A 24,847-nucleotide genomic window follows, 5' to 3' on the forward strand; every position below is an offset into this window, starting at 1 on the left:
CGTTCCTGCTTGGTGACGGCAAAGGGCATGGCTCACAATCCGACTTGATCGAGGTTGGTCAGGATCTCGCGCAGGAGCGGCTCGTCGGCGAGCTCGGACCAGGGGCGGTTGCTGGAGATGCGGACGAAGTACTGGCTGCCTTGGCGGCTGAAACCGTATTTGAGCGCGATCTGCAGGAGGGCGGACAGCGAGTACGGATCACGGTAGTCGATCACGCGGCCGTCAAACAGATGCCAGAACCAGACATGCTGGGTGCTGCCGCGGTCGGTTTTGAAGAGGCGGTATTCCGCCGGGGAGAGCTGCATGCCGGGCTGGGTGATGACCTGCCGGCGGTCCGAGCCGGCGGTGATGCTGGACCAGCCGGCCCCCGGCCAGCAGGCGTCGGGGGTGTGGGAAGCCACCTGGCTCACGGAGGTCTGGCCGGCGGGCCAGTAGGCGACATACACGGTCAGCTGGGTATTCCCCCCGCTTTCGGTGGTGCGGAGGTAGGTGCGTTCCGAGAGATAGTCGGTCCGGAGGATGTCGGAAAACCGGTAGAGATCGTCGGGAGTCACCACTTGCCAGCCGGCGGCCTCGGCCGGGAGCAGGCGGGCGAAAGGGACGGATTCCGGGACCTGGATGGTCGTGATGGACCGGGAATTGAGGTAGAAGAAACCGCCCAAACCGAGCACCAGGGCGGCGCCGGTCCAGAACACCCGCAGGGCACCGAGCGGGAGGGTGATGGGGCGGTCGGCTGGTGGGGTCTCCGGTGGGTCGCGACTTTCCAACAGGACGGCGAGCCCGGCCAGAATGGCCGCGGTGACCCCGAGGATCGCGAAGCCGGTGGCATCATGCCAGGTGCCGCTGATGTCGGTGCCGTGGTTGGCCAAGAGGGTGAGGGTGAGCGAGCGCAGCAGGTTCATGCCCAGGGCCAGCGCGGGCGCCGCGATGATCAGGAGCAGGCGCCGGGCGGGCCGCCGCACCTGCCAGGCGGCGAAGAAGAATCCGGCGTAGATGCAGGAAATGAGGCTGCGCACGCCACTGCAGGCCTCCTCGACGCCCACGGTGGTGCGGGCGAGTTCGATGATGTTGCCATGTTGCCGGGCGGGGATGCCGAGGATCTGCAGGGCATCCATCACGGCGCCCGTCACCCAGCTTTGCAGGGAGAAGGTCAGGCGCGCGTAGGTGCCGTCGGGGATCGGGGCGACCATCGGCCACAGCAGCAGGGCGGTGACGCTGATCCAGTTGAGCGGCAGCAGACGCACGCGTTCGTCGGCCAGCACCAACAGTCCCGCCCCCAGCAAGGCGGACAGGGCGGCGGCGAGCAGGAAAAGCACAACCGCGTGATTCCACGCCAAGGTGGCGGCGAAGAGCCCGGCGAGGCCCACCAGTGCCAGCCCGGCCGTGACGGTGAGGGTGAGCAGGCCGAGCGCCCAGGGGCGGGCGGGCAGCCAGCGCCAAGGGCCCTGTTTCCGGCTTTCCCACAGGAGCAGCAGGAAGATCAACGGGGCAAAAAAACCGTGGGAGAGATCCGGGTTCCGGCTCCACTCCGGCCACAGATGGAGGCTGTAGGCGATGACGCTGGCGCCGAGTGCGGCCAGCATGACCAAGATGCCCGCGGGCAACCGGACGCGGGCGGCCGGGGGGGCGGGAAGGGCGGCCGAAGTCATGGCTTGCGGGCCGGGGCGGTCGGGCGGTCGAGCACCACGTAGATGACCTCCACCGGCAGCGGCACGAGCGGGAGCAGTTGGGAGAGCTGCTGCTGGCCGGCACCCTGCAGCAGCAGGTCGCCGACCGCCCTCACCGCTTTGGCGTTCGCGGCAGTGAAGCGGGTGATCGTCCCGGCCAGTTCTTCGGCGCGGGCTGTGTCCTTGCACGCGATCGCCGCGAGGTACGTCGCGTGGTAGAGGGGCAGGGTGTCACTGCTCAAGGGCGGGCCGTGCCGCTGGAAGCGCTCGGCGTAGCGGGTGAAGGCCGCGGCGTCGGGTGAGCGGATGAACCACGCACAAAACTGAGCCGCCAGCCGCGGCGTCATGGGGTAACTCAGCAGGTTGTCGTATTCCGGCCCCATCAAGGAGGTCCATTTCTGGGCCTCGAAGAGGCGCAGGCGGAGGAAGGCGGCTTCCTCGAGCGGGAGGCGGGAACCATAGGCATTGATCAGGTCGCTCGCCGCCTCAAAGCGGCCGAGGTCCATCAGCGTCTCCGCCTGGTAGTAAGGCAGGTAGGGGCTGCCGGGCCGGCCGTGGACGCGGGTCAGGAGCGGCAGGGCCTGGTCGGGGTGGCGCTGGAGCAGGAGCAGTTCGATGCGGGCGAGTTCGAGGCACCACTCCGGCAGATCCGTGTGGTGATTGAGGAGGGTCTCGAGCGCGGACTGGTCGCGGGTCTGGCGGGCGGAGAAGAGCAGGGTGTGGAGCCAGGCCTCGCGGCGGCCGGAATCCTCGCTGAGCATCGCAGTGGCCAGGGGCTTGATCTGGGGGTAGTCGCCCCGCGCGAGCAGCGCGCGGATCCAGATCTGCGCGGTGGCCGGTCGCTGCTCGGGCACCTCATGCATCAGCCGGGCGTAGATGTGCTCGGCCACATAAGGCTGGCCGGCGATCTGGCTGAGGGTGGCGAGGGTGAGGGCGGCGGGGTAGTTCTGCGGGTTGATCTCGCAGACCAGCTGCAGGGCGAGGATCGCCTCGGCATAATCCCCCTTGGCCAGGGCCTGTTGGGCCCGGGTCGCATAAAGCTTTTCCTGGGAACCGCGCAGTTCGGACCAGAGCGGCGGCCAGACCACGGTCAGGTAGCTGGTATCATAGCTGGCGGTGCGGAGGAAGGCGAAGACCGCCAAGGTGGCGGCGAGATAAAGGCTGAGAAAGGCAGCCCCGCCGTAGAGGGCGGCGCGGCCCCAGAACGGCCGGACGCGCTCGGCATCGACGCCGCAGCGCCAGCCTTCCTTGGTCTCCGTGAGCAGCGGGCAGACGCGGCGGAACCGCGCGGGCTGGCGCCAGTGGGTCACCGCGTTGCAGCGCGAGTCGAGGGCGTGGCCGGAATCGCTGAAGACCTGGCAGGGACAGCTGTCGCGGGTGGGGCCCTTCAGGCGGAACCAGGTCTTGCGGGCGTTCCAGTAAAGGAGCGCCCACCAGAACATAATGAAATCTGCGATCCAGCCGGTCACGCGGGCAAACTAGGGCGTCGGGTCCCGCCCGCAACGCGCAATTCGCCGGCTCCGGTCCTTTGACGGGGCCGGTTTTCTGGCTAGGATTCGCTGTTCCACGCCATGAAATCGTTCACCTCACTCCTCTTCGCCGGGGCCACTGCGGTGGTCCTCGGCTTGGCCGCCCAGGCGGCGCCCGCGGTCGGGCAACCGGCTCCGGATTTCACCCTCACTGATGTCAACGGCCAGACCCACGCGCTGTCGGCCTACCGCGGCAAGACCGTGGTCCTCGAATGGGTCAACCCGGAGTGTCCGATCGTGCAGAAACACTACGACCGGAGCGGCAACCTCCCCGCCACCCAGTCAGCGGTGGTGGCGGAGGGGGCGGTATGGTTCGCGATCAATTCCGGCCATGAAGGCGCGCAGGGTGATTTCGAGGCGGAGGAAGTGGTGGCCTGGAGCCGCAAAAACAACGCCGCCTTCACGGCCTACCTCCGTGACCGGACCGGCGAGGTGGGCAAACGCTACGACGCCCGCCACACACCCACGCTGTTCATCATCGATCCCGCTGGGACGCTCGTCTACGCCGGCGCCATCGACAGCATCAGCTCGGGCAACCCGGCGGACATCAAGCGGGCGACCAATTACGTGCAGGCCGCCTTCGCCGACCTCAAGGCCGGCAAGCCGGTCGCCACCCCGGTCACGCGTGCCTACGGGTGCGGTGTGAAGTACGCGAACTGAGTCAGCCTTTCCGTTGGCCATAGCGAAAGGCCGGAGCACGGGCTCCGGCTTTTTGCTGGCGGGCCCTGAGCACCCCGGGATCGCGTGCCCGCCCCGCCGCATGAAGAGCCGGCGACCTCGCCCGCGGGATGGGGATTTTCCTCTTATCCCACCGGCAAACCCTGCGCATCTGTCGCATACGCCGGGGTCGCACCGTCCCGGGCGGCGACGAACTCACCGAGACGGCAGGCGCGCTCGAGGGCGACGGCGGGGCTTTCATCGTGACGGAGCAAGCCGGCGAGCAGGCCGGCGGTGAACGCATCGCCGGCGCCGACGGTATCGCGGACGGTCGTGGGCCGGGCGGCTACCCAGTGCCAGGCGCCGTGGGCGAGGAGGCCGGCGCCGTGTTCTCCGGCGGTGACGCAGACCAAGGGATTCCCGCAACTCACGGCCAACGCGCGGGCGTGGGCTTCCTCACGGCCGGGCAGGGGAGTGTCGTCAGTGAGGCGCGCCGCCTCGCCGGCGTTGAGTTTCAGGAGCGTGCATTTCCGGGCGAGCTCTCGGACCAGGGTCAGGTCGTCGTGGGGGTGGCGCAGGTTGACATCGAGCACGCGCCACGCGTCCGCCGGCAGCACCGCAAGCAGCCGGTTGAGCGCGGCGCGGTTGGCGGGCGAGCGTTGGGCCAGCGAACCAAAGACCAGCGCCCGAGCCCCGTGGGCCGCGCGGATGCTGTCCTCCCCGGGCATGATCTGGTCCCAGGCGACTTCCTGGGTGATCTCGTAGGTGGCGCTGCCGGTGGCGTCGAGGACGGCCTGCACATGGCCCGTGGGCAGACCGAGGTGGCGGGTCACGCCGTCCGTTTCCAGGCCCCAGGCGCGCAGCCGCCGCAGCAGGTCGTCGCCGAGGAGATCCTGGCCGACGGCGCTGATGAGGTGGGCATGCAGGCCGAGGCGGTGCAGGTGATAGGCGACGTTGAACGGCGCCCCGCCCGGGAACGCCCCACGCGGCAGGAAATCCCAGAGGATTTCCCCGAAGCAGGCGACGAGCGGGCGGGAATCCGGCATGGGGCGGGCGGTGCGATCAGATAATCCCGAGCCGGTCTGGTTGCCAGCCGCGGCGCGGCTCACTCCTCCTCGAGCTTCCGGCGGCGGTCGACCTTCTCGACCTTAAACTCGTCCTTGGGAAGGACGTTGTCGGTCACCACGACGGCGACGGGCAGCTTCGTCTTCACCCAGAGCTCGGACTCCTTGAAATACTTGGCGCTGGCGCTCTCGAGGGCCTCGCCGACGGATTTCACCGGCAGGAGGCGGCCCTTCTTCGAGGCGTTGAAATCATAGGCGCCCTTGAAGATGCGGTCGGTGGTGGTGTAGGGACTCGCGTTTTCCGCGATCTGCACGACCCAGCCGGTCAGGTCCTTCTTGGGCAGCTTTCCGTCCATGTCGGAGAGCACGATGACGAACTGCTTCTTGGGCGCGGGTGGCTTGATGTCCTCATCCGCGGCGGGCGCGGTGATCTCGTTCATCTCCTCGACGATCTCGCGGAGGATGGAGGGGTCCAGCTTGTGCTTCTTGAGGATCTCGGCGACCTGATTGACTTCGATTTTGGCCATGGTGGAAAAGGGGGAAGGGGAGGATGAACCACGAAGTCCGCGAAAGGACACGAAAAAAAGCCGGGTACGACCAAGACTATTTCCTCGGATAGCGCGGATCGGGCGGATGAAGGCAGACGAGGCCGTCCTGCCTGGATTTCCGGAACTGATTTCGCCATTCAGCCCATCCGCGTCCATCTGCGTTATCCGCGGGGATAGTCCGGGCCAAGAAATCTTGCCAAAGATTTGAGATCTATGGCGGCGCCCGGGGCAGGTGGCCTGACCGGGCCCGGGCAGACCGGATTTGCCCTTGCTGAATTACACGCCGTGGCCTCAGTAGGTCCACCCACGTTACCCGGCCCACCCCATGCCGCTCATTACCTCCGCCCAGGTCAGGTCTGATTATGATGTCATTGTCGTTGGCTCCGGCGCCGCCGGCGGCCAGACGGCCTACACGCTTACCATGGAGGGAGCCCGCGTCCTGATGCTCGAGGCCGGCCGCGACTACGACCCGGTGAAGGAGACGCCGATGTTTCAGACCAACGGTCAGGCGCCCCTGCGCGGCGTGGCCACACCGGACAAGCACATGGGTTTCCACGACGCCACGGTCGACGGCGGCTGGACCGTTCCCGACGAGCCCTACACGCAGATCTCGGAGGACCCGGCGAAAAAGTTCGAGTGGTGGCGCGCCCGCATGATGGGCGGCCGCACTAACCACTGGGCGCGCCATTCGCTGCGTAACGGCCCCTACGATTTCAAGCCCTACAGCCGCGACGGTCTCGGCTTCGACTGGCCCTTCACCTACGACGAGATCGCGCCCTGGTACGACAAGGCCGAGATGCTGGTCGGCGTCTACGGCGAGAACGAGGGCATGGAAAACACGCCCGACTCCTCTCCCGGCGTCCTCCAGCCCGCGCCCGCCCCCCGCGCCAGCGAGTTGCTGGCCAAGAAACACATGGCCCCGCTCGGTATCCCGGTGATCCCGATCCACCGCGCCGTGCTCACGCAGCGCCAGGACGGCGAGAAGCTCTCCCAGATTCTCCACCCGGGCAACCCCAAGGCCCAGCGCATCCTCGCCCAATCCATGAGCGAGCGCGCCGCCTGCTTCTGGGCCACGCCTTGCGGACGCGGCTGCGCCATCCGCGCCACGTACCAGTCCACCACCGTCCACCTGCCGCCTGCTCTGGCCACCGGCAATCTCGACATCGTGGCCAATGCCATGGTGCGCGAGGTGACGCTCAACGCCAAGGGCCTCGCCGACGGCGTGGTCTACATCGACAAGACCACCGGCCTCGAGCACCGGCCCAAGGCCCGCGTCGTCGTCCTCGGCGCCAGCTCCTGCGAGTCGGTGCGCGTGCTCCTCAATTCCAAGTCCGCCCGCTTCCCCCAGGGCCTGGCCAACACCACCGGTCTCGTAGGCAAGTACATCATGGACACGGTCGGCGCCAGCCTCAGCGGCCAGATCCCCGCCTTGGAGAACCTGCCGCCGCACAACGAGGACGGCGCGGGCGGTCTCCACGTTTACGCCCCGTGGTGGCTCTATGGTCCGCAGTTGCGCGGCGACCTCGGCTTCGCCCGTGGCTATCACATCGAGTTCGGCGGCGGCCGCTCCATGCCCGGCATGGGCGCGGGCGCCGGCCTGCAGAATTACACCCGTGGCAGTTACGGCCTGAAACTGAAGGAGGATGCCCGCCGCTTCTACGGCTCCACCATGTTCTTCTCCGGCCGCGGCGAGATGATCCCCAACGAGGGTTCCTACTGTGAGCTCGACCCGGTCGTGAAGGACAAGTGGGGCATTCCCGTGCTCCGCTTCGCCTGGGAATGGTCCGAGCACGAGCGCAAGCAGGCCGAGCACATGGAACGGACCTTCCGTGACATCATCCTCGCCATGGGCGGCAAGGTCCTCGGCGCCTCGGGCAACCGCAAGCGCATCAGCCCCGACCACCCGATCGAGATCGGCGGCCGCGTCATCCACGAGGTCGGTGGCGCCATCATGGGCTCCGACCGCACCAAGTCCGTCACCAACCAATGGTGCCAGACCTGGGACGTGCCCAACCTCTACATGACCGACGGTGCGACCTTCCCGTCCAACGCGGACAAGAACCCCACCATCACGATCATGGCCCTGGCCTGGCGCGCCGGCGAACACATGCTCGCCGAGATGAAGAAGGGGAATTTCTAAGCGGCCGTGGCCAGCCATCCCGAATTTCAAATCTCAAATCTGAGATTCCCATCATGAATCCCCATCTTCCCCGTCTCGACCGTCGCGCGGCCATCAAGTGGATGCTGGCCGCCTCGGCCACACTGGCTGTCACCGACCGCGGGGCCTTCGCCGCCCAAGCCGCCGCCCCCGCCACGAAGGGCTACGGCACCGACCCGCTCCTCAACCAGGAATACGCCCCGGCGCTTTCTGGCCGCTCACGATGACCGACGCCCAGCGCCGCACCGCCGCGGCCCTCTGCGGGCTCATCATCCCGGCCGAAGGCTCCGTCCCGAGTGCGGCGGACCTCATGGTCCACGACTTCATCGACGAGTGGATCAGCTCGCCGTATCCCGACCAGCAGGCCGATCGCGCGACCGTCCTCGCCGGCCTGGCTTGGATCGACACCGAGTCCCGCCGGCGCTTCGGCGCGGACTTCGCCGACCTGACGCCGGCGCAGATGGCCGCGATCGCCGACGACGTCTGTCACGCCCCCGACGCCAAGCCCGAGCACGTCGAGGGCGCCCGCTTCTTCGCCAAGTTCCGCGACCTCACGGCCAGCGGCTTCTTCACCACCCCCGAGGGCATGTACGACCTCGGCTACCGCGGCAACACGCCCCTGGCCGAGTTCAAGGGTCCCCCGCGAGAAGTACTGGAGAAGCTGGGTTTGGTTTGACCGTTGAAGGAGCGAGTAGCCAGTAGCGAGTAGCGAGCATCACGGAGCGCCGATTTCTGAGCATCTACTCACTACCCGCTACTCGCTACCCACTACCTAATCTTCCCCTACCATGAACCGCCGCACCGCCCTCAGGACCCTCGCCGCCACCGCTCTGCCGTTCCTCGGCGCCCGCGCCCTGGCGGCTGCCGACCAACAACCCTCAACCGGCAGCCAACGTCCGCGTGAAACGCCCGCTTTCACGCTCGGCGTCGCCACCGTCACCCTCAAGAGCCTGCCGCTGGACAACATGGTCGCGGCCGTGCACCGCGCCGGGCTCGACACGATTTCCCTGCACCGCGCTCATTCGCCGTGGGAAAACCAACCCGGCCAGTGGCGCGACATTGCCGACCGGATCCACGCCGCCGGCATCAAGGTGGCCTGCTGCGGCGTGCTCTACCTTAAGAACGACGAGCCCGCGATCCGCCGCATGATGGAGTACACGAAAACCCTCGGCATTTCGCTCTTCAGCTGCAGCCCCGAGCCGGCCGCGCTGCCGGTTCTGAACAAGCTGGTCCAAGAATACGACCTGCGCGCCGCCATCCACAACCACGGGCCGGAGGACAAGTCCTGGCCGTCAGTCAAAGGCGTGATGGACGCCATCGCCCCGCTCGACCCGCGCCTCGGGCTCTGCCTCGACGTCGGTCATTGCTACCGCAGCGGCGAGGACCCGGTGGCGATGATTCATGCCTGCAAGGACCGGCTCTATGACGTGCATCTGAAGGACACCATCGCCGCCGTCGGTCAGCACGGCGACACGCCAATCGAGATGGGGCGGGGGAAGCTGGACCTGCGCGCGATCCTCGGTGCGCTCAAGGCCACCGGTTACGCCCATGGCGCCTGGCTCGAATACGAGAAGGACCCCAACGACCCGGTCCCCGGCCTCACCGAATCCGCCGGCTACATCCGCGGGTTGCTGGCCGCCCAGTAGCGAGGAGTGGGCAGCGAGGAGTGCGCCAGTGCGATCGATGCTTCCGCCCCCGAGGGCGGTCTCATCCTTCATATCGCAACCCACCGACAAGAGGCTGCGATTCCTCTACTCGCTACTCAGTACCCGCTACTCACTACTTCATCAAAAATTTTGGTGTTCATTAATGGCGTAAACTGTTTTCACTGGTGACGGTTTTTGCACCCCAACCCCCTCGATACCCCATGAATCCCTCCCGTCTGTTCACGGCCAGTTGCGCCGCCCTGATCACCACTGCCATGAGTTTCGCCATCCGCGGTGGCGCGACCGGCGACTGGATCGCCCAGTTCAACCTGACGAACGAGCAGGCCGGCTGGGTCAACGGCACGGCCTTCTGGGGCTTCACGCTCGCCATGATGTTCGGCGGCCCGCTCGTCGACACCCTCGGCTTCAAGAAGATCCTCGGCATCGCCTTCGTCGGCCACCTCGCCGGCATTCTGCTCACGATCTTCGCCTGGGATTTCTGGAGCCTCTTCGCCGGCACCTTGCTCTTCGGCATCGCCAACGGCTCGGTCGAGGCGGCCTGCAATCCCCTCGTCGCCACGCTCTACCCGAAGGACCAGACCACCAAGCTCAACCATTTCCACGTGTGGTTCCCCGGCGGCATCGTGATCGGCGGCCTGCTCGCCTTCGTCTTCGCCAAGATGGGCCTCGGCTGGCAGGCGCAGTTCGCCACCATGTTGATCCCGCTCGCCGCCTACGGTTTCATGTTCATGGGCCAGGCGCTGCCCCAGACGCAGCGCGTGCAGCGCGGTGAGTCCACCGGCTCGATGTTCGCGGCCTGCGTCGCCCCGGGCTTCATCCTTATGGTGGCCTGCATGCTCCTCACCGCCGCCACCGAGCTCGGCTCCGGCCAGTGGATCCCGAATATTCTCTCGCACGCCGGCGTCTCGGGCATCCTCGTTCTCGTCTGGATCAACGGCATCATGGCCGTCGGCCGCATGTTTGCCGGTCCCTTCGTCCACAAGCTCTCGCCCATCGGTATGCTCGTGATGAGTGCCATCCTCTCGACCCTCGGCCTCTACGCCATGAGCCACTCGACCGGCAACATGCTCTTCGCCGCCGCCACGGTCTTCGCCTTCGGCGTGTGCTTCTTCTGGCCCACGATGGTCGGCTACGTCGCCGAAAACTACCCGAAGACCGGCGCGCTCGGCATGGCCATCATCGGCGGCGCCGGCATGCTCTCCGTGAGCTTTGTGCTCCCGATCATCGGCCGCTGGTACGACGCCGGCATCGCCGCCCGCATGCCCGTGGGTGAGGCCCCCACCGGCGACGCCCTCGCTACCATCCAGTCCGCCGCCGGCCTCCAGGCCCTCGGCCAGGTCGCCGTCCTCCCGGTCGTGCTGACCGTTGTCTTCATCCTCATCGCCGTGATGAAGAAGAAGCCGGCCGCTGCGGCCCACTGAGCCCGGCGCCGCGCTGGGAAAGGGACAAGTTTCAAGTAACAAGTGCCAAGAAACGAGCCAGTCCCCCTCTTGAAACTTGTTACTTGATCCCTGTTACTTGTTCCGTCCGTTCCTTGTTACCTGTCCCTTGATCCTTCTCGCTTGGGTCACTGCGCGCGTTGCGGTGACCCTCGCTGACAACGTCTAATCCCTCAACCGCTCCCTCACCATGCCTCGTTCCGTGACCCTCTTCACCGGCCAATGGGCCGACCTGCCTCTCACCAAGTTGGCCCCGCTCGCCAAGAAGCTGGGCTACGACGGCGTCGAACTCGCCTGCTGGGGCGACCACTTCGATGTCGATGCCGCGGCCTCGTCCGCGAAATACATCAAGGAGAAGTGGGAGCTGCTGCAGGATAACGGCCTCACCTGCTTTGCCGTCTCGAACCACCTCGTCGGCCAGGCGGTGTGCGACCTGATCGACGAGCGCCACAAGGCGATCCTCGCACCCGATGTCTGGGGCGATGGCGACCCCGAGGGCGTGCGCCGGCGCGCCGCGAAGAAGCTGATGCTCACCGCCAAGGCCGCCCGCCGCTTCTTCGACGCCAAGCCCGGCGCGACCAAGGGCGCCCCGGTCGTGGTCAACGGCTTCACCGGTTCCTCCATCTGGCACTCGATCTACGCCTTCCCGCCGACCTCGCAGGCCTACTGGGACGCCGGTTTCGCCGACTTCGGCAAGCGCTTCGCCCCGATCCTCGCGGAGTTCGACAAGCAGAACGCCAACTTCGCCCTCGAGGTCCACCCGACCGAGATCGCCTTCGACATCGCCAGCGCCGAGCGCGCCCTCGCGGCCGTGAAGGGCCACAAGCGTTTCGGCTTCAACTACGACCCCTCGCACCTCGGTTACCAGGGCGTCGATTACGTGAAGTTCATCCGCACCTTCGGCCCGCGCATCTTCCACGCCCACATGAAGGACGTGTGGTGGGGCCACGGCAACGGCGAGGCCGGCGTCTTCGGCGGCCACACCAACTTCGGCGACGCCCGTCGCTTCTGGGATTTCCGCTCGGTGGGCCGCGGCGACATCAACTTCGAGGAGATCATCGTCGCCCTCAACGACGTGAACTACACCGGCCCGCTCTCCGTCGAGTGGGAGGACATCCGCATGGATCGCGAGCACGGCGCCGCCGAGTCCTGCGCCTTCCTCCGCAAGCTCGACTTCGCCCGCAGCCAGATCGCCTTCGACGCCGCCTTCGACAAGGAAAACCAGTAAGCCGCGCGGCGAGGCCCAATACCGAGACCTGAGACCTGAGACCTGAGACCTGAAAGGGGTCCAATCAGCGACAGGTTTTTTTGGTCTTTGCCTTCATCCTCAGGTCTCAGGTTTCAAGTTTCAGGTTTCTCCGCCTCCTCCTTCTTCCTTCTTAATTCATCCTTCTTCCTTCCCCAATCCCATGAGCATCAAAATCGGAATCATCGGCGCCGGCGGCATGGCGAACTATCACGTGCCCGGCTTCCGCCAAGGCGGCGGCGAGGTCATCGCCCTATGTGACGTCAACGAGGCGGCCGCCCAGAAGGCCGCCGCCAAGCACGGCATCACCCGCGTCTTCACCGACGTGGGCGTCATGCTCAAGACCATGCCCGAGCTCGACGCCGTCTCGGTGATCGTGCCCAACAAGTTCCACGCGCCCCTCGCGCTCCAGTGCCTGGCGGCCGGCCGCCACGTGTTCTGCGAGAAGCCCCCCGCGCTGAGCGCCAAGCAGATGGCGCAGATGCTCGTCGCCGCCAAGAAGGCGAAGAAGAAGCTGATGTTCAATTTCAACAACCGCGCCCGGCCCGAGAGCTACGCCATGATGGACTACGTCGCGTCCGGCGCCGTCGGCACGATCAACACCTGCCAGGCCCGCTGGATCCGCCGCACCGGCATCCCCGGGTTCGGCGGCTGGTTCACCACCAAGGCACTCTCCGGCGGCGGCCCGCTCATCGATCTCCTCCACATGATCGACCTCGGGCTCTTTTTCATGGGCTACCCCGACCCGGCGCACGTTCTGGCCCGCACTTTCGACACCCACATCACCGACAAGTCCTTCAAGGGCCCCTGGGGCATCCCCGACGTGGCCAACGGCGTGACCGATGTCGAGGCCGCCGCCCACGGGTTCATCACCTTCAAGACCGGCCAGGCCATGTCGTTCCAGGTCTCCTGGGCCGAGATGAACCAGCGCGAGGAGGTGTCCGTCACCTTCCAGGGCACCAAAGCCGGCGGCATGGTCCGCCGCCTCTTCGGGGTCGATGGCATCGACGCCACCGGCATCGACAGCTGCGAACTCTACTCGCAGGAGCACGGCCGCCCCGTCAACCGCAGCATCCTCGTCCCGCCCGACGAGGCCATGGGCCGCATCCGCTCCGCCGCGAACTTTGTCCGCGCCATCACGGGCGCCGAGGCCCCGCTCAACACCCCCGAGCAGGCCCTGGCCCTGATGCGCATCATCGACGGCGCCTACAAGTCCTCCGCCACCGGGAAGCCCGTCGCGCTCTGAGGCGCGGCGTAGCGAGTACCCGCCGTCACCCTCCGGGCTATGGCGCGGCAAGGTGAGCCCCAGCCTTGGCTCCTCCAGAGCCACGGCGCGGCAAGCAGGGTACCGGCCCAAAACAACTAACAACCAGCAACCAACAACTCCTTCCTCCTCCCATGAAACTTAATCGCAAACTCCGTATGGGCATGGTCGGCGGTGGCCGCGGTGCCTTCATTGGCGCCGTGCACCGCATGGCCGCCCGTCTCGATGGTGAGATCGACCTGGTCGCCGGCTGCTTCTCCTCCGATCCCGCGAAGTCCAAGGCTTCCGGCGAGGACTTCTTCCTCGATCCGTCCCGCGTCTACGCCAGCTACGCGGAGATGGCCAAGCGCGAGGCCGCGCTGCCCGCGGACCAGCGCATCGACTTCGTGTCGATCGTCACGCGCAACAACACGCATTACGCCGTGGCCAAGGCCTTCCTCGAGGCCGGCATCCACGTGGTGTGCGACAAGCCCCTGTGTTTCACGCTCGCCGAGGGCCGTAAGCTGCAGGCGCTGGTGAAGAAGAGCGGCCTGGTTTTCGCCCTCACGCACAACTACACCGGTTACCCGATGGTGAAGGAGGCCCGCGAGTGGGTCCGCGGCGGCCGACTCGGCCGGCTCCTGAAGATCGTCGTCGAGTACCCGCAGGGCTACGCCATCACCGCCCTCGAGCAGCAGGGCGACGGCGCCATTTCCAACTGGCGCATGGACCCGTCCGTGTCCGGCGCCTCCAACTGCATGGGCGACATCGGCACGCACGCGCACAACCTCGCCCGTTACATCACCGGCCTGGAGATCGACGAGATCTGCGCCGAGCTGAGCACCTTCATCCCCGGCCGCCCGCTGGATGACGACGGCAACTGCTTGATCCGCTTCGCCGGTGGCGCCCGCGGCATCCTCTACGCCTCGCAGATCTCGAGCGGCGAGGAGAACAACCTCAACATCCGCGTCTTCGGCACGAAGGGCTCGCTCCAATGGTTCCAGGAGAACCCCAACGAGCTGATCTGGAAGAAAGCCGACGCCCCGCAGGAGGTCCACCGTCGCGGCAACAATTACCTGTCCGCCGCCGCCCAGGGCGCCGCGCGCACGCCCTTTGCTCACCCCGAGGGCTTCATCGAGGCCTTCGCCAACGTGTACCGCGCCGCCGCCACCGCGATCGCCGACCAGGTCGCCGGCCGCAAGGCCCCGAAAGCCGGCTACGATTACCCCACGGTGGACGACGGCGTCGCCGGCCTGGCCTTCATCGAGAGCGTGGTGAAGAGCTCCAAGAAGGGCGCCAAGTGGGTGAAGTTCCCGAAAATGAAGGTGTGAGGGTATGAGGAGGTGAGGGTTTGAGGATAGGAGAGCAGGGGCGCCTTCGGGCGCCCTTTTTGTTGTAGGGCGGGATCGCCGAATCCCGCCTTTTCCGCGTCCGCCTGGAGGGCCCGAGCTTGTCGCGCCGTAGCCTTGGCGAAGGCGGATCCGTGCGGGCCGTGACTTATCGCTCGATTGGGGCAGGGTCTGAACGCCCCCGTCTGCTTCCAACCCCCGATCCTCCGGATTTTAACCACGGATCACGCGGATGGATACGGATAAAATCACCAATAATACTAACCACCAATCACTAACGGACATTTAGTCCCCAACAACCAACAACCAACAACCAACAACCAACAACCCGCCCACTTCATCCCCGCAAACAAGGATGCCCTTGCCGCGCCGAAGCCCAAAGGGCGAAGGCGGGTCATACCCTCCAATCCTCAATTCATTTGTTCGCGCCAATCTCGCGAACAAATGAATTTCCCCCCGGTCACATACGTCCATCCGGCTCCACCATGAAATCATACTCTTCTGTCCTTTGTGCACCGTCCCCTGTCCTTGGTAATCTGCCCTCCGTCCTCAGCTTCCCGGTTCTGGCCATTGCTCTTTGCGCCTTGCTCTTCACGACCACCAGCCGCGCGGCGGAAGCTACCCCGGCCGACGTGCCGGAGGTCAACCACTGGGTCTACCTGAGCGAGCTGCCCGAGCCGGCCGACCTGATGGCCAGCGCCGCCACGAACGGCCTGACCGTCGACCGGATCGACCGCACCGCCGAGCGGGTGGTGGTCACCTACAAGTACGACGACGGCCTGAAGAGCTCGATCGGCTACGCCCTCCTTTCTTCCGCCGGTTCGACTGACCGCGTGGTTGGCCGCGTGACGCGCACGACCCCGACCACCACGGTGGTGGAGCGGACGGTGGTGGAGCGTGAGCCTGAGATCATCTACGTCGACCGCACGCCCCGCACCCGCGTGGTCTATCGCGACTACCGCGACGACTTCTGGCTCCCCCTGACCGTCGGCCTGGGCATCGGCTACATCTCCGGCCACAACAGCCACGGCCACTACTACCCCCGCTACAGCGGCCACTACCGCAGCTATCGCGGCGGCTACCGCGGGAGGCACTGAGGGCCCGCCTTCTCCCCAGGGCTACGGCGCGGCAAGCAGACGTCGGACGGCAGACAGCAGACCACAAATTTTCTTGGCCACAAAGGGGCGCCTCCGGGCGCCCTTTTTTTTGTTGTAGGGCGGGATCGCCGAATCCCGCCTTCTTCGTGTCCCCCTAGAGGGCCCGACTCCGTGCGGGCCGTGCCTTGGCGGAACGCCCGATCCCTTTAGCCGCGAAAAACGCAAGAGGCGCAAAACGCCGGGGGCGAGGGTGGGGGTGTTGGTTGTTTGTTGAGGGCTGTTCGGGATGCCGTCCCAACAACGGACCACCACCAGCCAACAACAAATATCTTCCCACCCCTGGCCGCACCTGTACGTTGGCCTTGGGCCACGCCCGCCGGCGTCTTCCGGCGATTTTGCATACTCATGCTCCGCTCTCTCCTCTTTCTTGCCCTCGTCGTCACGGCGTTTGCCCAGGTTCCGATTGGTGCGACCAAGAAGGAGGTCATTGATAGCCTTGGCTGGCCAAAAAGCTCTTCATCAGGTCCGGGACGGGAGATTTTGAACTATTCCGGCTATACGATTTTGCTCGTCGATGGGCGGGTTGAGAAATTGACGGCGAAGCCAGTGGAAGCTCCGACTCGACCGAGATCAGTGGCGCCCGTGGCGCGGCCCGCTCCCAGCGCACCTGTTCAGGTGAGAGTACCCACACCCGAGGAAATGCTCGGTCCCAATGTTGACCGTACTAATGCGCGGCCGACCTTATCGACCGGGCCCAGCCCTGCCAAACAGGCTCAGCCGCAGGTTGCACTCCAACCTCCGGCGCCTCCGCCGATGGCCAAGGCCATCGTCCGGCCCCCTGTTGATCCCTTCGCCGGGCTCAAAAAAATGCTGATCATTATGGGCGTTGGCTTTGCCTTGCTTGGCGCTCTTAGTGTCATTCACCGAGAGAAGCTGAGGAAGAGGGAAGAGGAGATTCGGTTTCTTGGACGCGGATCGCCGGCCGAACCGCCGTTGCTGCCAATGCCTTTAATGCCAAGTGGCACACGGCCAGATCCCTTGCGAGAGGGCTGGTCGATGGACCTTTTGAAGCAGATGGAGTGGCACCGCTTTGAGCATGTGGTTGCAGCCTATGAAAAGCAGCTGGGGCACGATGCGGAACTGACCGGCTTTGGGGCCGATGGCGGGATTGATGTGCTGGTGTATGAAAAAGGCACCCGGTTGCTCAAGCGGGTGATCCAATGCAAGGCCTTCAATAACCAGCGGGTCGGCGTGGACCTAGTCCGCGCATTTTATGGGGCGATGACGCTGCAGAAAGTATCGAGTGGCGCCTTCTACACCACCGGCACCTATACCGACGACGCGATGGCGATAGGACGCGCCAACCCCAATCTTGAGCTGGTCGATGGCCAAGCTTTCCTCTTCCATATCTTGCAGCTGCCTTTGTCGGCCCAATTGCAGCTCTTCGATGTCGCCACCGAAGGCGACTACACGACGCCGACCTGCGCCAGCTGCGGGGTGAAAATGATCCTGAAAACCGCGGAGAAGGGTAGGGACAGTGGCAACCGCTTCTGGGGCTGCCGCAACTACCCCCGCTGCCGGAACACCCTGAGAATGGCCCAATCTTGAACTTCAACTTAAACTTCCGACTTCAGACTGGCGCCCGGCGCCCAGCGCCGTAGCGTCAAAACGCTAAACCGCCGGTGTTGAACGAGTCGAAGCGACTTGGCAATCAACGGGCCCGCCGACAGTTTCGCGCCACTGCTTTACCCATGCCCGACTTGGATAAGAAATCTCTCACCGAGGCGGACATCCGTTCCAAATTCATAACACCCGCACTCGTCGGGCTGAATGGTGAGAAGTGGAATCTGATGACCCAGATTCGAGAGGAAGCATTTTTCACTAAAGGGCGGGTCATCGTTCGAGGCAAAACGGTCAAACGGGGCGAGGCCAAGAAGGCCGACTACATCCTGTCCTATAAACCGAACCTGCCCCTCGCGGTTGTCGAGGCCAAGGACAACAACCACTCGGTCGGCGCAGGCATGCAACAGGCGCTGGAGTATGCTGAGATTCTCGACGTGCCCTTTGCCTATAGTTCCAACGGTGACGCATTCCTTGAACACGACCGCACGGTCACGAGCGGTCGGGTCACGCGCGAGATCCCGCTCGATCAGTTCCCCACGGCGGAGGAACTGTGGGCCCGCTACCGCCAGGCCAAGGGCTTCTCCGCCAAGCAGGAAGCCGTCGCCACCCAAGACTACTACGACGACGGCTCGCGCAAGATCCCCCGGTACTATCAGCACATCGCGATCAACCGCACGGTTGACGCCATCGCCCGGGGCGAAAACCGCATCCTGCTCGTCATGGCGACCGGCACGGGCAAGACCTACACCGCTTTCCAGATCATCTGGCGGCTGTGGAAGTCCGGCGCCAAGAAACGCATCCTCTTCCTCGTCGATAGAAACATCCTCGCCGACCAGACGAAGACCAACGACTTCAAGCCATTCGGCCAGGCGATGACCAAGATTACCAATCGCACCGTCGACAAGGCATTCGAGATCTACCTCTGCCTCTACCAGGCCGTCACCGGCACCGAGGAAGAACGCAACATCTACAAGCAGTTCTCCCCCGACTTCTTCGACCTGATCGTCGTGGACGAGTGTCACCGCGGCAGCGCCGATAATGACGCCGCCTGGCGGCAGGTGCTCGAATACTTCAGCTCTGCGACCCAGATCGGGCTCACTGCCACGCCGAAGGAGACCAAGACCGTCTCCAACATCGAATACTTCGGCGAACCCATCTACACCTACTCCCTTCGCCAAGGCATCTCCGACGGCTTCCTCGCGCCCTACAAGGTTGTTCGCCTCGGCCTCGACAAGGATCTCGACGGCTGGCGGCCGGAAGCCGGGCAGACCGACAAATACGGGCAGATCATCGAGGACCGCGAATACAACTCCAAGGACTACGACCGCAACCTCGTCCTCGAAAAGCGCACGACCCTCGTCGCCGCCAAGGTCACCGAGTTCCTGAAGGCCACCAACCGCTTCGCCAAGACCATCATCTTCTGCGAAAACATCGACCATGCTGAGCGCATGCGACAGGCCATGGTCAACGCCAACCCCGACCTCGCCGCCGCCAACGCCAAATACGTGATGCGCATCACCGGCGACAACGACGAGGGCAAGGCCCAGCTCGACAACTTCATCGATCCCGAGTCCACGTATCCGGTCATCGCCTGCACGTCGCGCCTCATGAGCACCGGCGTCGATGCCCAGACCTGCCACCTCATTGTCCTGGATCGCAGCATCGCCTCCATGACCGAGTTCAAGCAGATCATCGGCCGCGGCACCCGGATCAACGAGGACTACGGCAAACTCTACTTCACAATCATGGATTTCCGGCAGGTGACGGCCCTCTTCGCCGACCCGGATTTCGACGGCGAGCCGATGCAGATCTACTCGCCTGGTCCCGGTGAAACTCCGGTCCCACCGGACGAAGATCCCGAGGATGGTCTTGAGGAGCCGCCGGGTGGGGTGGTGAAGGAACCGCCAGGTGGATTTGGTGATCCAGAGCCAGGCCCAGTCCGGACGAAATATTACGTCAACAACGTCGAGGTCCGTGTCGCCACCGAGCGGGTCCAGTATCTCGATGCCAACGGCAAGCTCATCACCGAGTCGCTCAAGGACTACTCCCGCAAGACCGTCCGCTCGGCCTACGCCTCGCTCGAGGATTTCCTCACCGTCTGGCGTGACGCCGAGCGGAAGCAGGCGATCCTCGAAGAACTTGCGGCCAAGGGTGTCTTCCTCGACGAGCTCGCCGAGCAGGTCGGCCGTGATTACGACGCCTTCGACCTCGTCTGCCACGTCGCCTTCGAAGCTCCGCCGCTAACCCGGAAGGAACGCGCCGAGAAGGTGAAAAAGCGCAACGTCTTCGGCAAGTATGGCGGCCAGGCCCGCGCCGTGCTCGATGCCCTGCTCCAGAAATATGCCGACAGCGGCCTCAAGAGCGTCGAGTCGCTGGAGATCCTCAAGGTCGACCCGCTCACCGCCTATGGAACCCCGATGGAGATCGTTGCCCTCTTCGGTGGCAAACCCTCCTACGTTGCTGCCGTCCGCGAGCTCGAAACGGCGCTCTATCAAGTGGCATGAATTTGAAAATTACAAAGCCACCCGCGCGGCCGTTCCTTAACCGCTATACTAGCCTACCGGTTCTTCTGGATATTCTTGTCCATAGACAAATTGTTCTTCTGAAGCCAAGCTCATGGGAGGATCGGAGTGATTCTTTCTACCTCGAGCGCTATAAGGATGAGAAGAAGCTAAAGACGGTCTTGGCGCTGTGCTTTTCCACCAAACGAGAGACCTTCCATCATTGGAAAGTATTCTCTGCCGGGTCAGGAGGTGTTTGCGTTGAGTTCGACAAGGCTATGTTGCTAGATGGCCTAACTCCTGCAGAAGGTTTTATGCTTCGGAAAGTCGACTATGCCTTTATCAATGATGTCGTCTCGCGACGTCCTAAGTTAGGAGACTGGCCGTTTTTGAAACGAAAACCTTTTGAGGACGAGGGGGAGTTCCGAATTATCTACGAAAATAAAGGCAAGGAGGAGCGAACAAAGGCGATTCCGATTCAACTTTCTTGCATCCGGATGATAACCCTTAGCCCATGGTTACCGGAGACTGTCGCCAAAACCGTAACAAAGGTGCTGAAAAATCTACCTGGTTGCAGTGCCATTCCCGTGGTCCGCTCATCTTTGCTTGAGACCACTCGTTGGAAGTTTGCGATAAATCCAATTAAGACTGGAAGCAGTCAGACTCCCGAAATCATCGTCTAAACTTTCCGCCCACCCATGCCCAACGTCTCCAACCTCGTCAAAACCATCCAGGACATCATGCGCAAGGACGCCGGCACCTACGGCGATGCGCAGCGCCTGGAGCAGCTCGGCTGGATGTTTTTCCTGAAGATCTTCGATGATCGGGAAAAAGAGATGGAGCTCGTGCGCGACAGCTACAAGTCACCCCTCCCCAAGCATCTTCGCTGGTCCACCTGGGCCACCGATGCCGAGGGCATCACCGGCGACGCCCTGCTCGACTTCGTCAACAACACCCTCCTGCCGAAGCTCAAGGCCATGACCGGCGGAGGCGACAAGATCGCCGGCCTCATCCGCATGGCCTTCGAGGATGCCAACAACTACATGAAGAACGGCACGTTGATGCGCCAGGTTATCAACAAGATCAACGGCATCGACTTCAACGCCTCCGATGACCGCCACATGTTCGGCGACATCTACGAAAAACTCCTCAAGGACCTCCAGTCCGCGGGCAACGCCGGCGAGTTCTACACCCCGCGCGCTGTCACCCAGTTCATCGTCGAGCAGGTCAACCCCCGCCTCGGCGAGACCATCCTCGACCCCGCCTGCGGTACCGGTGGCTTCCTCGTCTGCGCCATCGAGCACCTCCGCAAGCAGGCCAAGACGCCGGCCCACGAGCGCACCATCCAGGACTGCTTCGCCGGCATCGAAAAGAAGCACCTACCGCACGTCCTGTGCATGACCAATCTCCTCCTACACGGCATCGACGTCCCTTCCAACGTCCGTCACGACAACACCCTCGCCCGCCCCCTGCGCGACTGGGGTCCGAAGGAGCGCGTGGACGTCATCGTCACCAACCCGCCCTTCGGCGGCATGGAGGAGGACGGCATCGAGTCCAACTACCCCGCCGAGTTCCGCACCCGCGAGACCGCCGACCTCTTCCTCGTGCTCCTCATGAAGATCCTCATGCCCGGCGGCCGCGCCGGACTCGTGCTGCCCGACGGCACCCTCTTCGGCGAAGGCGTCAAGACCCGCATCAAGGAAGCCCTCCTCACCGAGTGCAACCTGCACACCATCGTCCGCCTGCCCAACGGCGTTTTCAGTCCCTACACCGGTATCCGCACCAATCTCCTCTTTTTCACCAAGGGCGCGCCCACCCGCGATGTCTGGTATTACGAGCACCCCTATCCACCCGGCGCCAAGAGCTACAACAAGGGCAAACCCATCCGCATTGAGGAGTTCGAGGCCGAGCGCGCCTGGTGGGGTGAGGAAAAAGACGGCTTCAAGTCCCGTGTGGAAAACGAGCAGGCCTGGCGCGTCTCTCTCGACACGATCAAGGCCAGCAACTTCAACCTCGACCTCAAGAACCCGCATGCCACCGACGACGGCCCCGGCGACGTGGACCACCTCCTGCCAGAATACGAAAAGCTCCTCGCCCAGATCGCCGCTACGCGCGCGACGCTGAAGAAGGAACTGCAGCACGCGCTCTCCAGGTAGAGGCGGTTGCCCAAAACTGCCCTCTTTTTTCCGTGATGGAACTCACCACCTTCTTCTCAAAGTTCGACCAGTTCGCCGACGCGCCTGATGCGGTGGCGAAAATGCGAGATCTGGTTCTGCACTTGGCAGTCACTGGGAATCTTGTTCGGCAGAACTCAATCGAGCAACCTGCGGACGAGCTATTGGTTGAGGTTAGGCAGTCGCGCGACAAACTCGTCAAGGACGGCACCATCCGACGGGTTGAGGCATTGCCACCACTGACCAACGATGATGTTCCATTTGAATGCCCCGCCGGTTGGGCATGGGTCAGGTTCGGTGAGATCTCATCGTCATACCGTGGGCACAATCCGCCCAAGAGTTTGTTTAAGGACAAACCCAGTCTTGGATATGTCCGCTTCATCCAGCAACGCGATTTTCGCACTGACGATTACGCGGTGTATGTTCCAGAATCTAGGCACCTCAAACTCGTGAAGAAGGGCGAAATCGTGATGGCCGCTTATGGCAACATCGGGAACACTTGTCGAACCGTTGAGGGCGCATTCAATGTGGCGATAGCAAAAGTACTGGAGATTCCGCCGGTCGCGCGTGACTACATCGACCTGCTAATTCGGTCCGACTTCATCCGCGGCGCACTTGAGAAGGTTTCAAGTCGCGTTGCTGTTTCTTCAATGAGTAGCGACCACATGCGGTCTCTCGCGGTTCCTCTCCCGCCCCTTGCTGAGCAGAAGCGGATCGTGGCGAAGGTGGGTAATCTGATGGCATTGTGTGATCGGCTGGAGGCGCTAGGTAAGGAGAAGGAGTCCCGGCTTGCCGGGATCGCCCGCGCTTCGTTGGCCCGCTTCGCCGATGCGCCCACCCCGGCCAACCTCCCGTTCCTCTTCCACCCGTCCTACGCCATCCCCCCCGCCGACCTCCGCAAATCCATCCTCGCCCTCGCCGTCCAAGGCAAACTCGTCCCTCAAGACCCCAACGACGAACCGGGTGAGGTGATTCTCCAACGTATTCACTCGGACTACTCGTCCAAGATACGTGCGAACCAGTCCGAGCCAAACGACGACGTTGTAGAACTTCCATTCGAGCTTCCAAAAGGTTGGTCGGCATCACGACTGGGTTCCATCTTGAACCCGAAAAGAGGCATTTCTTACGGCGTCATCAAACTCGGTGCTGAGCCTCAGCAAGGCGGTGTATTCATCCTTCGCTGTAGCAACGTCCGCTTTCGTAGAATTGATTTGCACGGCATTCGGAAAGTGACGGAACAGCTCTCGTCCGAATTTAGCCGGACGATTCTCGAAGGCGGCGAAGTCTTGATCAATGTCCGCGGAACCCTTGGAGGCTGCGCAGTGGTTCCACCAGAGCTGAAAGGCTACAATATTGCGCGCGAGGTCGCCGTGATTCCCGTTCACACTGAGATCGATCCCACATTCCTCCTCAATGTGATCGCGTCGCCCTTCTTCCAAGACCGAGTCGATGAAAACTTACGAGGCATTGCCTACGAAGGTTTGAATCTCGGCTTGTTGCGCGATTTTCTTATCCCCATACCACCTCTCGCCGAACAACACCGGATCGTGGCGAAAGTAGAGCAACTGATGGTCTTGGTGGAGGCGTTGGAAACGCAGCTCGCCGCCTCCCGCGTCACCGCCGCGAACTTACTCTCAGCCCTCGTCGCCGAACTCACCGCCGCGCATAGCTAATGACCGCCATTCCATCAGCAGAACTACACACGCCCGATGAGTTGCTCGCGAACGCATCAGCGATGTACGCCTCTGGCGACCCCAAGCTCTTCCGCGGGGCGATTCTCGAATCGATTACGGCGCTTGAAGCTTTTGTTCAGCGGACTGTGTTTCGTTCTCTTGAAGGCCGCCTTGACCCGCTCTTGGTGAAGTGGCTGGAGGAGAAAACTAGAATGGACTTTGACAGCCGTCTGTCAGTTCTGACGCAGGTGGCAACCGGATTGCCTATCAATAAGTCGTCGGAACTTTGGGACGGCTATAAGAAGGCCAAGGAGATTCGAAACAAGGTGGTACACTCGGGGCGGAAGGTCACGGCCATGGACGTGGAATTGGTGATGGCAAGTGTTCGTGATTGGCTTTCGTATTTGGGCACTACAGTCGAACTTGAAGCAGTGTTGCTCACTCTCAAACGATGGGTTGAACAGAGCCCGAAGCCGCCCATCGAGAACGAGGCGCAAGCGATTCAACTTGTTGCTCAGTACTTTCACCAAAGCGCAGCAGCCAGGATAACAATCGAGGCCGAAATTAACACGGGTGGACGTCGGCATCGAGCCGACATGATTTTGGATTTTGGCCCTCGAAAGGTTCTGGTCGAAACCAAGTTTCCCCGACTCGCAAACAATGTTCGCAACGTCATCCGGGATGCTGTCGAACAGGCGGACGCCAAGCGGCAGGCGGCAAACATTGGACAAGCGTGTGTGATTGCCTTTTTGAGGAAGCGCCCCGAGGGAGTCTCAGATGTCGTCGAACGACACAAGGGCGGGGGAATTCTTTCCATCGCAATCGAGACTCACTAAATGGCCGCCCTCGTTGTCGAGTTCACCACCGCATAAATATTATGCCCACCACCGCACAATTCGTTCGCGCGCTTAACGCCATGCCCGATCCGTCGCGAAAGATGAAGCAACTCCTTCGGGCTCACGCCAAAGCACCCAATCACGTCTCCACTGCGCGGAAACTTGCAGAGAAAGCGGACTACAAGAGTTGGCGTGGCATGAACCTGCAATACGGGCTGCTAGGGAATCGCGTCGGTAAAAAATTGGGTTTACCCGTCGCGGATCTATCCGTCTTGGCCGATTTTATTAAACGCGATAAGCTCGCGAACAAGGAGTGGCTGATCCTGATGAAGCCCGCTTTCGCAAAAGCCGTAATGCAGATGCCTTGGTTCTGAAC

Annotated in this window: 21 protein-coding genes; 17 read left to right on the forward strand and 4 right to left on the reverse strand. The window is 63.5% G+C overall.

The window, feature by feature from the left end; translation table 11 throughout:
• Nucleotides 1-32: 32 nt before the first annotated feature.
• Nucleotides 33-1,649: an exosortase/archaeosortase family protein gene (locus tag Verru16B_RS12475; protein ID WP_069962587.1), complete on the reverse strand. Its 1,617-nt coding sequence runs from the start codon at nucleotides 1,647-1,649 to the stop codon at nucleotides 33-35.
• Nucleotides 1,646-3,136, reverse strand: coding sequence for a tetratricopeptide repeat protein (locus Verru16B_RS12480; protein WP_157772400.1), 1,491 nt, complete (start codon nucleotides 3,134-3,136; stop codon nucleotides 1,646-1,648). Before Verru16B_RS12480 ends, Verru16B_RS12475 begins: the two co-directional genes overlap by 4 nt.
• Before the next feature lie 102 nt (nucleotides 3,137-3,238).
• Between Verru16B_RS12480 and Verru16B_RS12485 the strand changes: the two genes are divergently transcribed.
• Nucleotides 3,239-3,856, forward strand: a complete 618-nt coding sequence (locus tag Verru16B_RS12485) for a redoxin domain-containing protein (protein WP_069962589.1) — start codon at nucleotides 3,239-3,241, stop codon at nucleotides 3,854-3,856.
• Between the two features lie 143 nt (nucleotides 3,857-3,999).
• Here Verru16B_RS12485 and Verru16B_RS12490 read toward each other — a convergent pair whose 3' ends face one another.
• A complete protein-coding gene (locus Verru16B_RS12490) occupies nucleotides 4,000-4,899 on the reverse strand; it encodes a PfkB family carbohydrate kinase (RefSeq protein ID WP_069962590.1) in 900 nt (299 codons plus the stop codon).
• 59 nt (nucleotides 4,900-4,958) lie between these two features.
• On the reverse strand, nucleotides 4,959-5,444 hold the full coding sequence (locus Verru16B_RS12495; protein WP_069962591.1) for a hypothetical protein: 486 nt from the start codon (nucleotides 5,442-5,444) through the stop codon (nucleotides 4,959-4,961).
• 346 nt (nucleotides 5,445-5,790) lie between these two features.
• Here Verru16B_RS12495 and Verru16B_RS12500 point away from each other — a divergent pair, with 346 nt between their 5' ends.
• The 16 genes from Verru16B_RS12500 (at nucleotide 5,791) to Verru16B_RS12565 (ending at nucleotide 24,845) form a co-directional block, all read left to right on the forward strand.
• Complete coding sequence (locus tag Verru16B_RS12500; protein WP_069962592.1) at nucleotides 5,791-7,605, forward strand: GMC oxidoreductase; 1,815 nt, start codon at nucleotides 5,791-5,793, stop codon at nucleotides 7,603-7,605.
• A 53-nt stretch (nucleotides 7,606-7,658) separates the two neighbouring features.
• Entirely contained in the window at nucleotides 7,659-7,850 is a 192-nt protein-coding gene (locus tag Verru16B_RS18685; RefSeq protein ID WP_083270325.1) for a hypothetical protein, read from the forward strand.
• Nucleotides 7,847-8,299, forward strand: a complete 453-nt coding sequence (locus tag Verru16B_RS12505) for a gluconate 2-dehydrogenase subunit 3 family protein (RefSeq protein ID WP_083270326.1) — start codon at nucleotides 7,847-7,849, stop codon at nucleotides 8,297-8,299. Before Verru16B_RS18685 ends, Verru16B_RS12505 begins: the two co-directional genes overlap by 4 nt.
• A 112-nt stretch (nucleotides 8,300-8,411) precedes the next feature.
• Nucleotides 8,412-9,269 carry a sugar phosphate isomerase/epimerase family protein gene (locus Verru16B_RS12510; protein WP_069962593.1) on the forward strand — a complete coding sequence of 286 codons (858 nt, stop codon included), beginning with the start codon at nucleotides 8,412-8,414 and terminating at the stop codon, nucleotides 9,267-9,269.
• A 221-nt stretch (nucleotides 9,270-9,490) separates the two neighbouring features.
• The gene (locus Verru16B_RS12515; RefSeq protein WP_069962594.1) at nucleotides 9,491-10,711 is read left to right on the forward strand and encodes an MFS transporter; all 1,221 of its coding nucleotides are present in this window, start codon (nucleotides 9,491-9,493) and stop codon (nucleotides 10,709-10,711) included.
• Between the two features lie 208 nt (nucleotides 10,712-10,919).
• Nucleotides 10,920-11,957, forward strand: a complete 1,038-nt coding sequence (locus tag Verru16B_RS12520) for a sugar phosphate isomerase/epimerase family protein (protein ID WP_069962595.1) — start codon at nucleotides 10,920-10,922, stop codon at nucleotides 11,955-11,957.
• A 181-nt stretch (nucleotides 11,958-12,138) separates the two neighbouring features.
• A complete protein-coding gene (locus tag Verru16B_RS12525) occupies nucleotides 12,139-13,221 on the forward strand; it encodes a Gfo/Idh/MocA family protein (RefSeq protein WP_069962596.1) in 1,083 nt (360 codons plus the stop codon).
• A gap of 152 nt (nucleotides 13,222-13,373) precedes the next feature.
• The gene (locus Verru16B_RS12530) at nucleotides 13,374-14,549 is read left to right on the forward strand and encodes a Gfo/Idh/MocA family protein (protein WP_069962597.1); all 1,176 of its coding nucleotides are present in this window, start codon (nucleotides 13,374-13,376) and stop codon (nucleotides 14,547-14,549) included.
• Nucleotides 14,550-15,151: 602 nt separating this feature from the next.
• Nucleotides 15,152-15,664 (forward strand): hypothetical protein, encoded by a 513-nt coding sequence (locus Verru16B_RS12535; RefSeq protein WP_069962598.1) that lies wholly within the window; start codon nucleotides 15,152-15,154, stop codon nucleotides 15,662-15,664.
• A gap of 405 nt (nucleotides 15,665-16,069) precedes the next feature.
• Nucleotides 16,070-17,272 carry a restriction endonuclease gene (locus tag Verru16B_RS12540; RefSeq protein ID WP_083270327.1) on the forward strand — a complete coding sequence of 401 codons (1,203 nt, stop codon included), beginning with the start codon at nucleotides 16,070-16,072 and terminating at the stop codon, nucleotides 17,270-17,272.
• A 152-nt stretch (nucleotides 17,273-17,424) separates the two neighbouring features.
• Nucleotides 17,425-19,791, forward strand: coding sequence for an EcoAI/FtnUII family type I restriction enzme subunit R (gene hsdR, locus Verru16B_RS12545; RefSeq protein ID WP_069963737.1), 2,367 nt, complete (start codon nucleotides 17,425-17,427; stop codon nucleotides 19,789-19,791).
• Nucleotides 19,788-20,471 carry a DUF2971 domain-containing protein gene (locus Verru16B_RS18350; protein ID WP_157772401.1) on the forward strand — a complete coding sequence of 228 codons (684 nt, stop codon included), beginning with the start codon at nucleotides 19,788-19,790 and terminating at the stop codon, nucleotides 20,469-20,471. Before hsdR ends, Verru16B_RS18350 begins: the two co-directional genes overlap by 4 nt.
• Nucleotides 20,472-20,486: 15 nt before the next feature.
• The gene (locus Verru16B_RS12550) at nucleotides 20,487-21,944 is read left to right on the forward strand and encodes an N-6 DNA methylase (protein WP_069962600.1); all 1,458 of its coding nucleotides are present in this window, start codon (nucleotides 20,487-20,489) and stop codon (nucleotides 21,942-21,944) included.
• 35 nt (nucleotides 21,945-21,979) lie between these two features.
• Nucleotides 21,980-23,635: a restriction endonuclease subunit S gene (locus tag Verru16B_RS12555; protein ID WP_069962601.1), complete on the forward strand. Its 1,656-nt coding sequence runs from the start codon at nucleotides 21,980-21,982 to the stop codon at nucleotides 23,633-23,635.
• Complete coding sequence (locus Verru16B_RS12560; RefSeq protein WP_157772402.1) at nucleotides 23,635-24,471, forward strand: hypothetical protein; 837 nt, start codon at nucleotides 23,635-23,637, stop codon at nucleotides 24,469-24,471. Before Verru16B_RS12555 ends, Verru16B_RS12560 begins: the two co-directional genes overlap by 1 nt.
• A gap of 41 nt (nucleotides 24,472-24,512) precedes the next feature.
• Complete coding sequence (locus tag Verru16B_RS12565) at nucleotides 24,513-24,845, forward strand: hypothetical protein (protein ID WP_069962603.1); 333 nt, start codon at nucleotides 24,513-24,515, stop codon at nucleotides 24,843-24,845.
• Nucleotides 24,846-24,847 lie beyond the last annotated feature (2 nt).

The organism is Lacunisphaera limnophila (genome assembly GCF_001746835.1).
Taxonomy (GTDB): Bacteria; Verrucomicrobiota; Verrucomicrobiia; order Opitutales; family Opitutaceae; genus Lacunisphaera; species Lacunisphaera limnophila.

What these genes read in the sequence shown, in the direction of transcription:
- Verru16B_RS12560 (WP_157772402.1), top strand. Translation starts at nt 23,635, where the DNA reads ATGACCGCCATTCCATCAGCAGAACTACACACGCCCGATGAGTTGCTC.
- Verru16B_RS12515 (WP_069962594.1), top strand. Translation starts at nt 9,491, where the DNA reads ATGAATCCCTCCCGTCTGTTCACGGCCAGTTGCGCCGCCCTGATCACC.
- Verru16B_RS12565 (WP_069962603.1), top strand. Translation starts at nt 24,513, where the DNA reads ATGCCCACCACCGCACAATTCGTTCGCGCGCTTAACGCCATGCCCGAT.
- Verru16B_RS12510 (WP_069962593.1), top strand. Translation starts at nt 8,412, where the DNA reads ATGAACCGCCGCACCGCCCTCAGGACCCTCGCCGCCACCGCTCTGCCG.
- Verru16B_RS12550 (WP_069962600.1), top strand. Translation starts at nt 20,487, where the DNA reads ATGCCCAACGTCTCCAACCTCGTCAAAACCATCCAGGACATCATGCGC.
- Verru16B_RS12525 (WP_069962596.1), top strand. Translation starts at nt 12,139, where the DNA reads ATGAGCATCAAAATCGGAATCATCGGCGCCGGCGGCATGGCGAACTAT.
- Verru16B_RS12485 (WP_069962589.1), top strand. Translation starts at nt 3,239, where the DNA reads ATGAAATCGTTCACCTCACTCCTCTTCGCCGGGGCCACTGCGGTGGTC.
- Verru16B_RS12475 (WP_069962587.1), bottom strand. Translation starts at nt 1,649, where the DNA reads ATGACTTCGGCCGCCCTTCCCGCCCCCCCGGCCGCCCGCGTCCGGTTG.
- Verru16B_RS12530 (WP_069962597.1), top strand. Translation starts at nt 13,374, where the DNA reads ATGAAACTTAATCGCAAACTCCGTATGGGCATGGTCGGCGGTGGCCGC.
- Verru16B_RS18350 (WP_157772401.1), top strand. Translation starts at nt 19,788, where the DNA reads ATGAATTTGAAAATTACAAAGCCACCCGCGCGGCCGTTCCTTAACCGC.
- Verru16B_RS18685 (WP_083270325.1), top strand. Translation starts at nt 7,659, where the DNA reads ATGAATCCCCATCTTCCCCGTCTCGACCGTCGCGCGGCCATCAAGTGG.
- Verru16B_RS12555 (WP_069962601.1), top strand. Translation starts at nt 21,980, where the DNA reads ATGGAACTCACCACCTTCTTCTCAAAGTTCGACCAGTTCGCCGACGCG.
- Verru16B_RS12505 (WP_083270326.1), top strand. Translation starts at nt 7,847, where the DNA reads ATGACCGACGCCCAGCGCCGCACCGCCGCGGCCCTCTGCGGGCTCATC.
- Verru16B_RS12540 (WP_083270327.1), top strand. Translation starts at nt 16,070, where the DNA reads ATGCTCCGCTCTCTCCTCTTTCTTGCCCTCGTCGTCACGGCGTTTGCC.
- Verru16B_RS12490 (WP_069962590.1), bottom strand. Translation starts at nt 4,899, where the DNA reads ATGCCGGATTCCCGCCCGCTCGTCGCCTGCTTCGGGGAAATCCTCTGG.
- Verru16B_RS12495 (WP_069962591.1), bottom strand. Translation starts at nt 5,444, where the DNA reads ATGGCCAAAATCGAAGTCAATCAGGTCGCCGAGATCCTCAAGAAGCAC.
- Verru16B_RS12520 (WP_069962595.1), top strand. Translation starts at nt 10,920, where the DNA reads ATGCCTCGTTCCGTGACCCTCTTCACCGGCCAATGGGCCGACCTGCCT.
- Verru16B_RS12500 (WP_069962592.1), top strand. Translation starts at nt 5,791, where the DNA reads ATGCCGCTCATTACCTCCGCCCAGGTCAGGTCTGATTATGATGTCATT.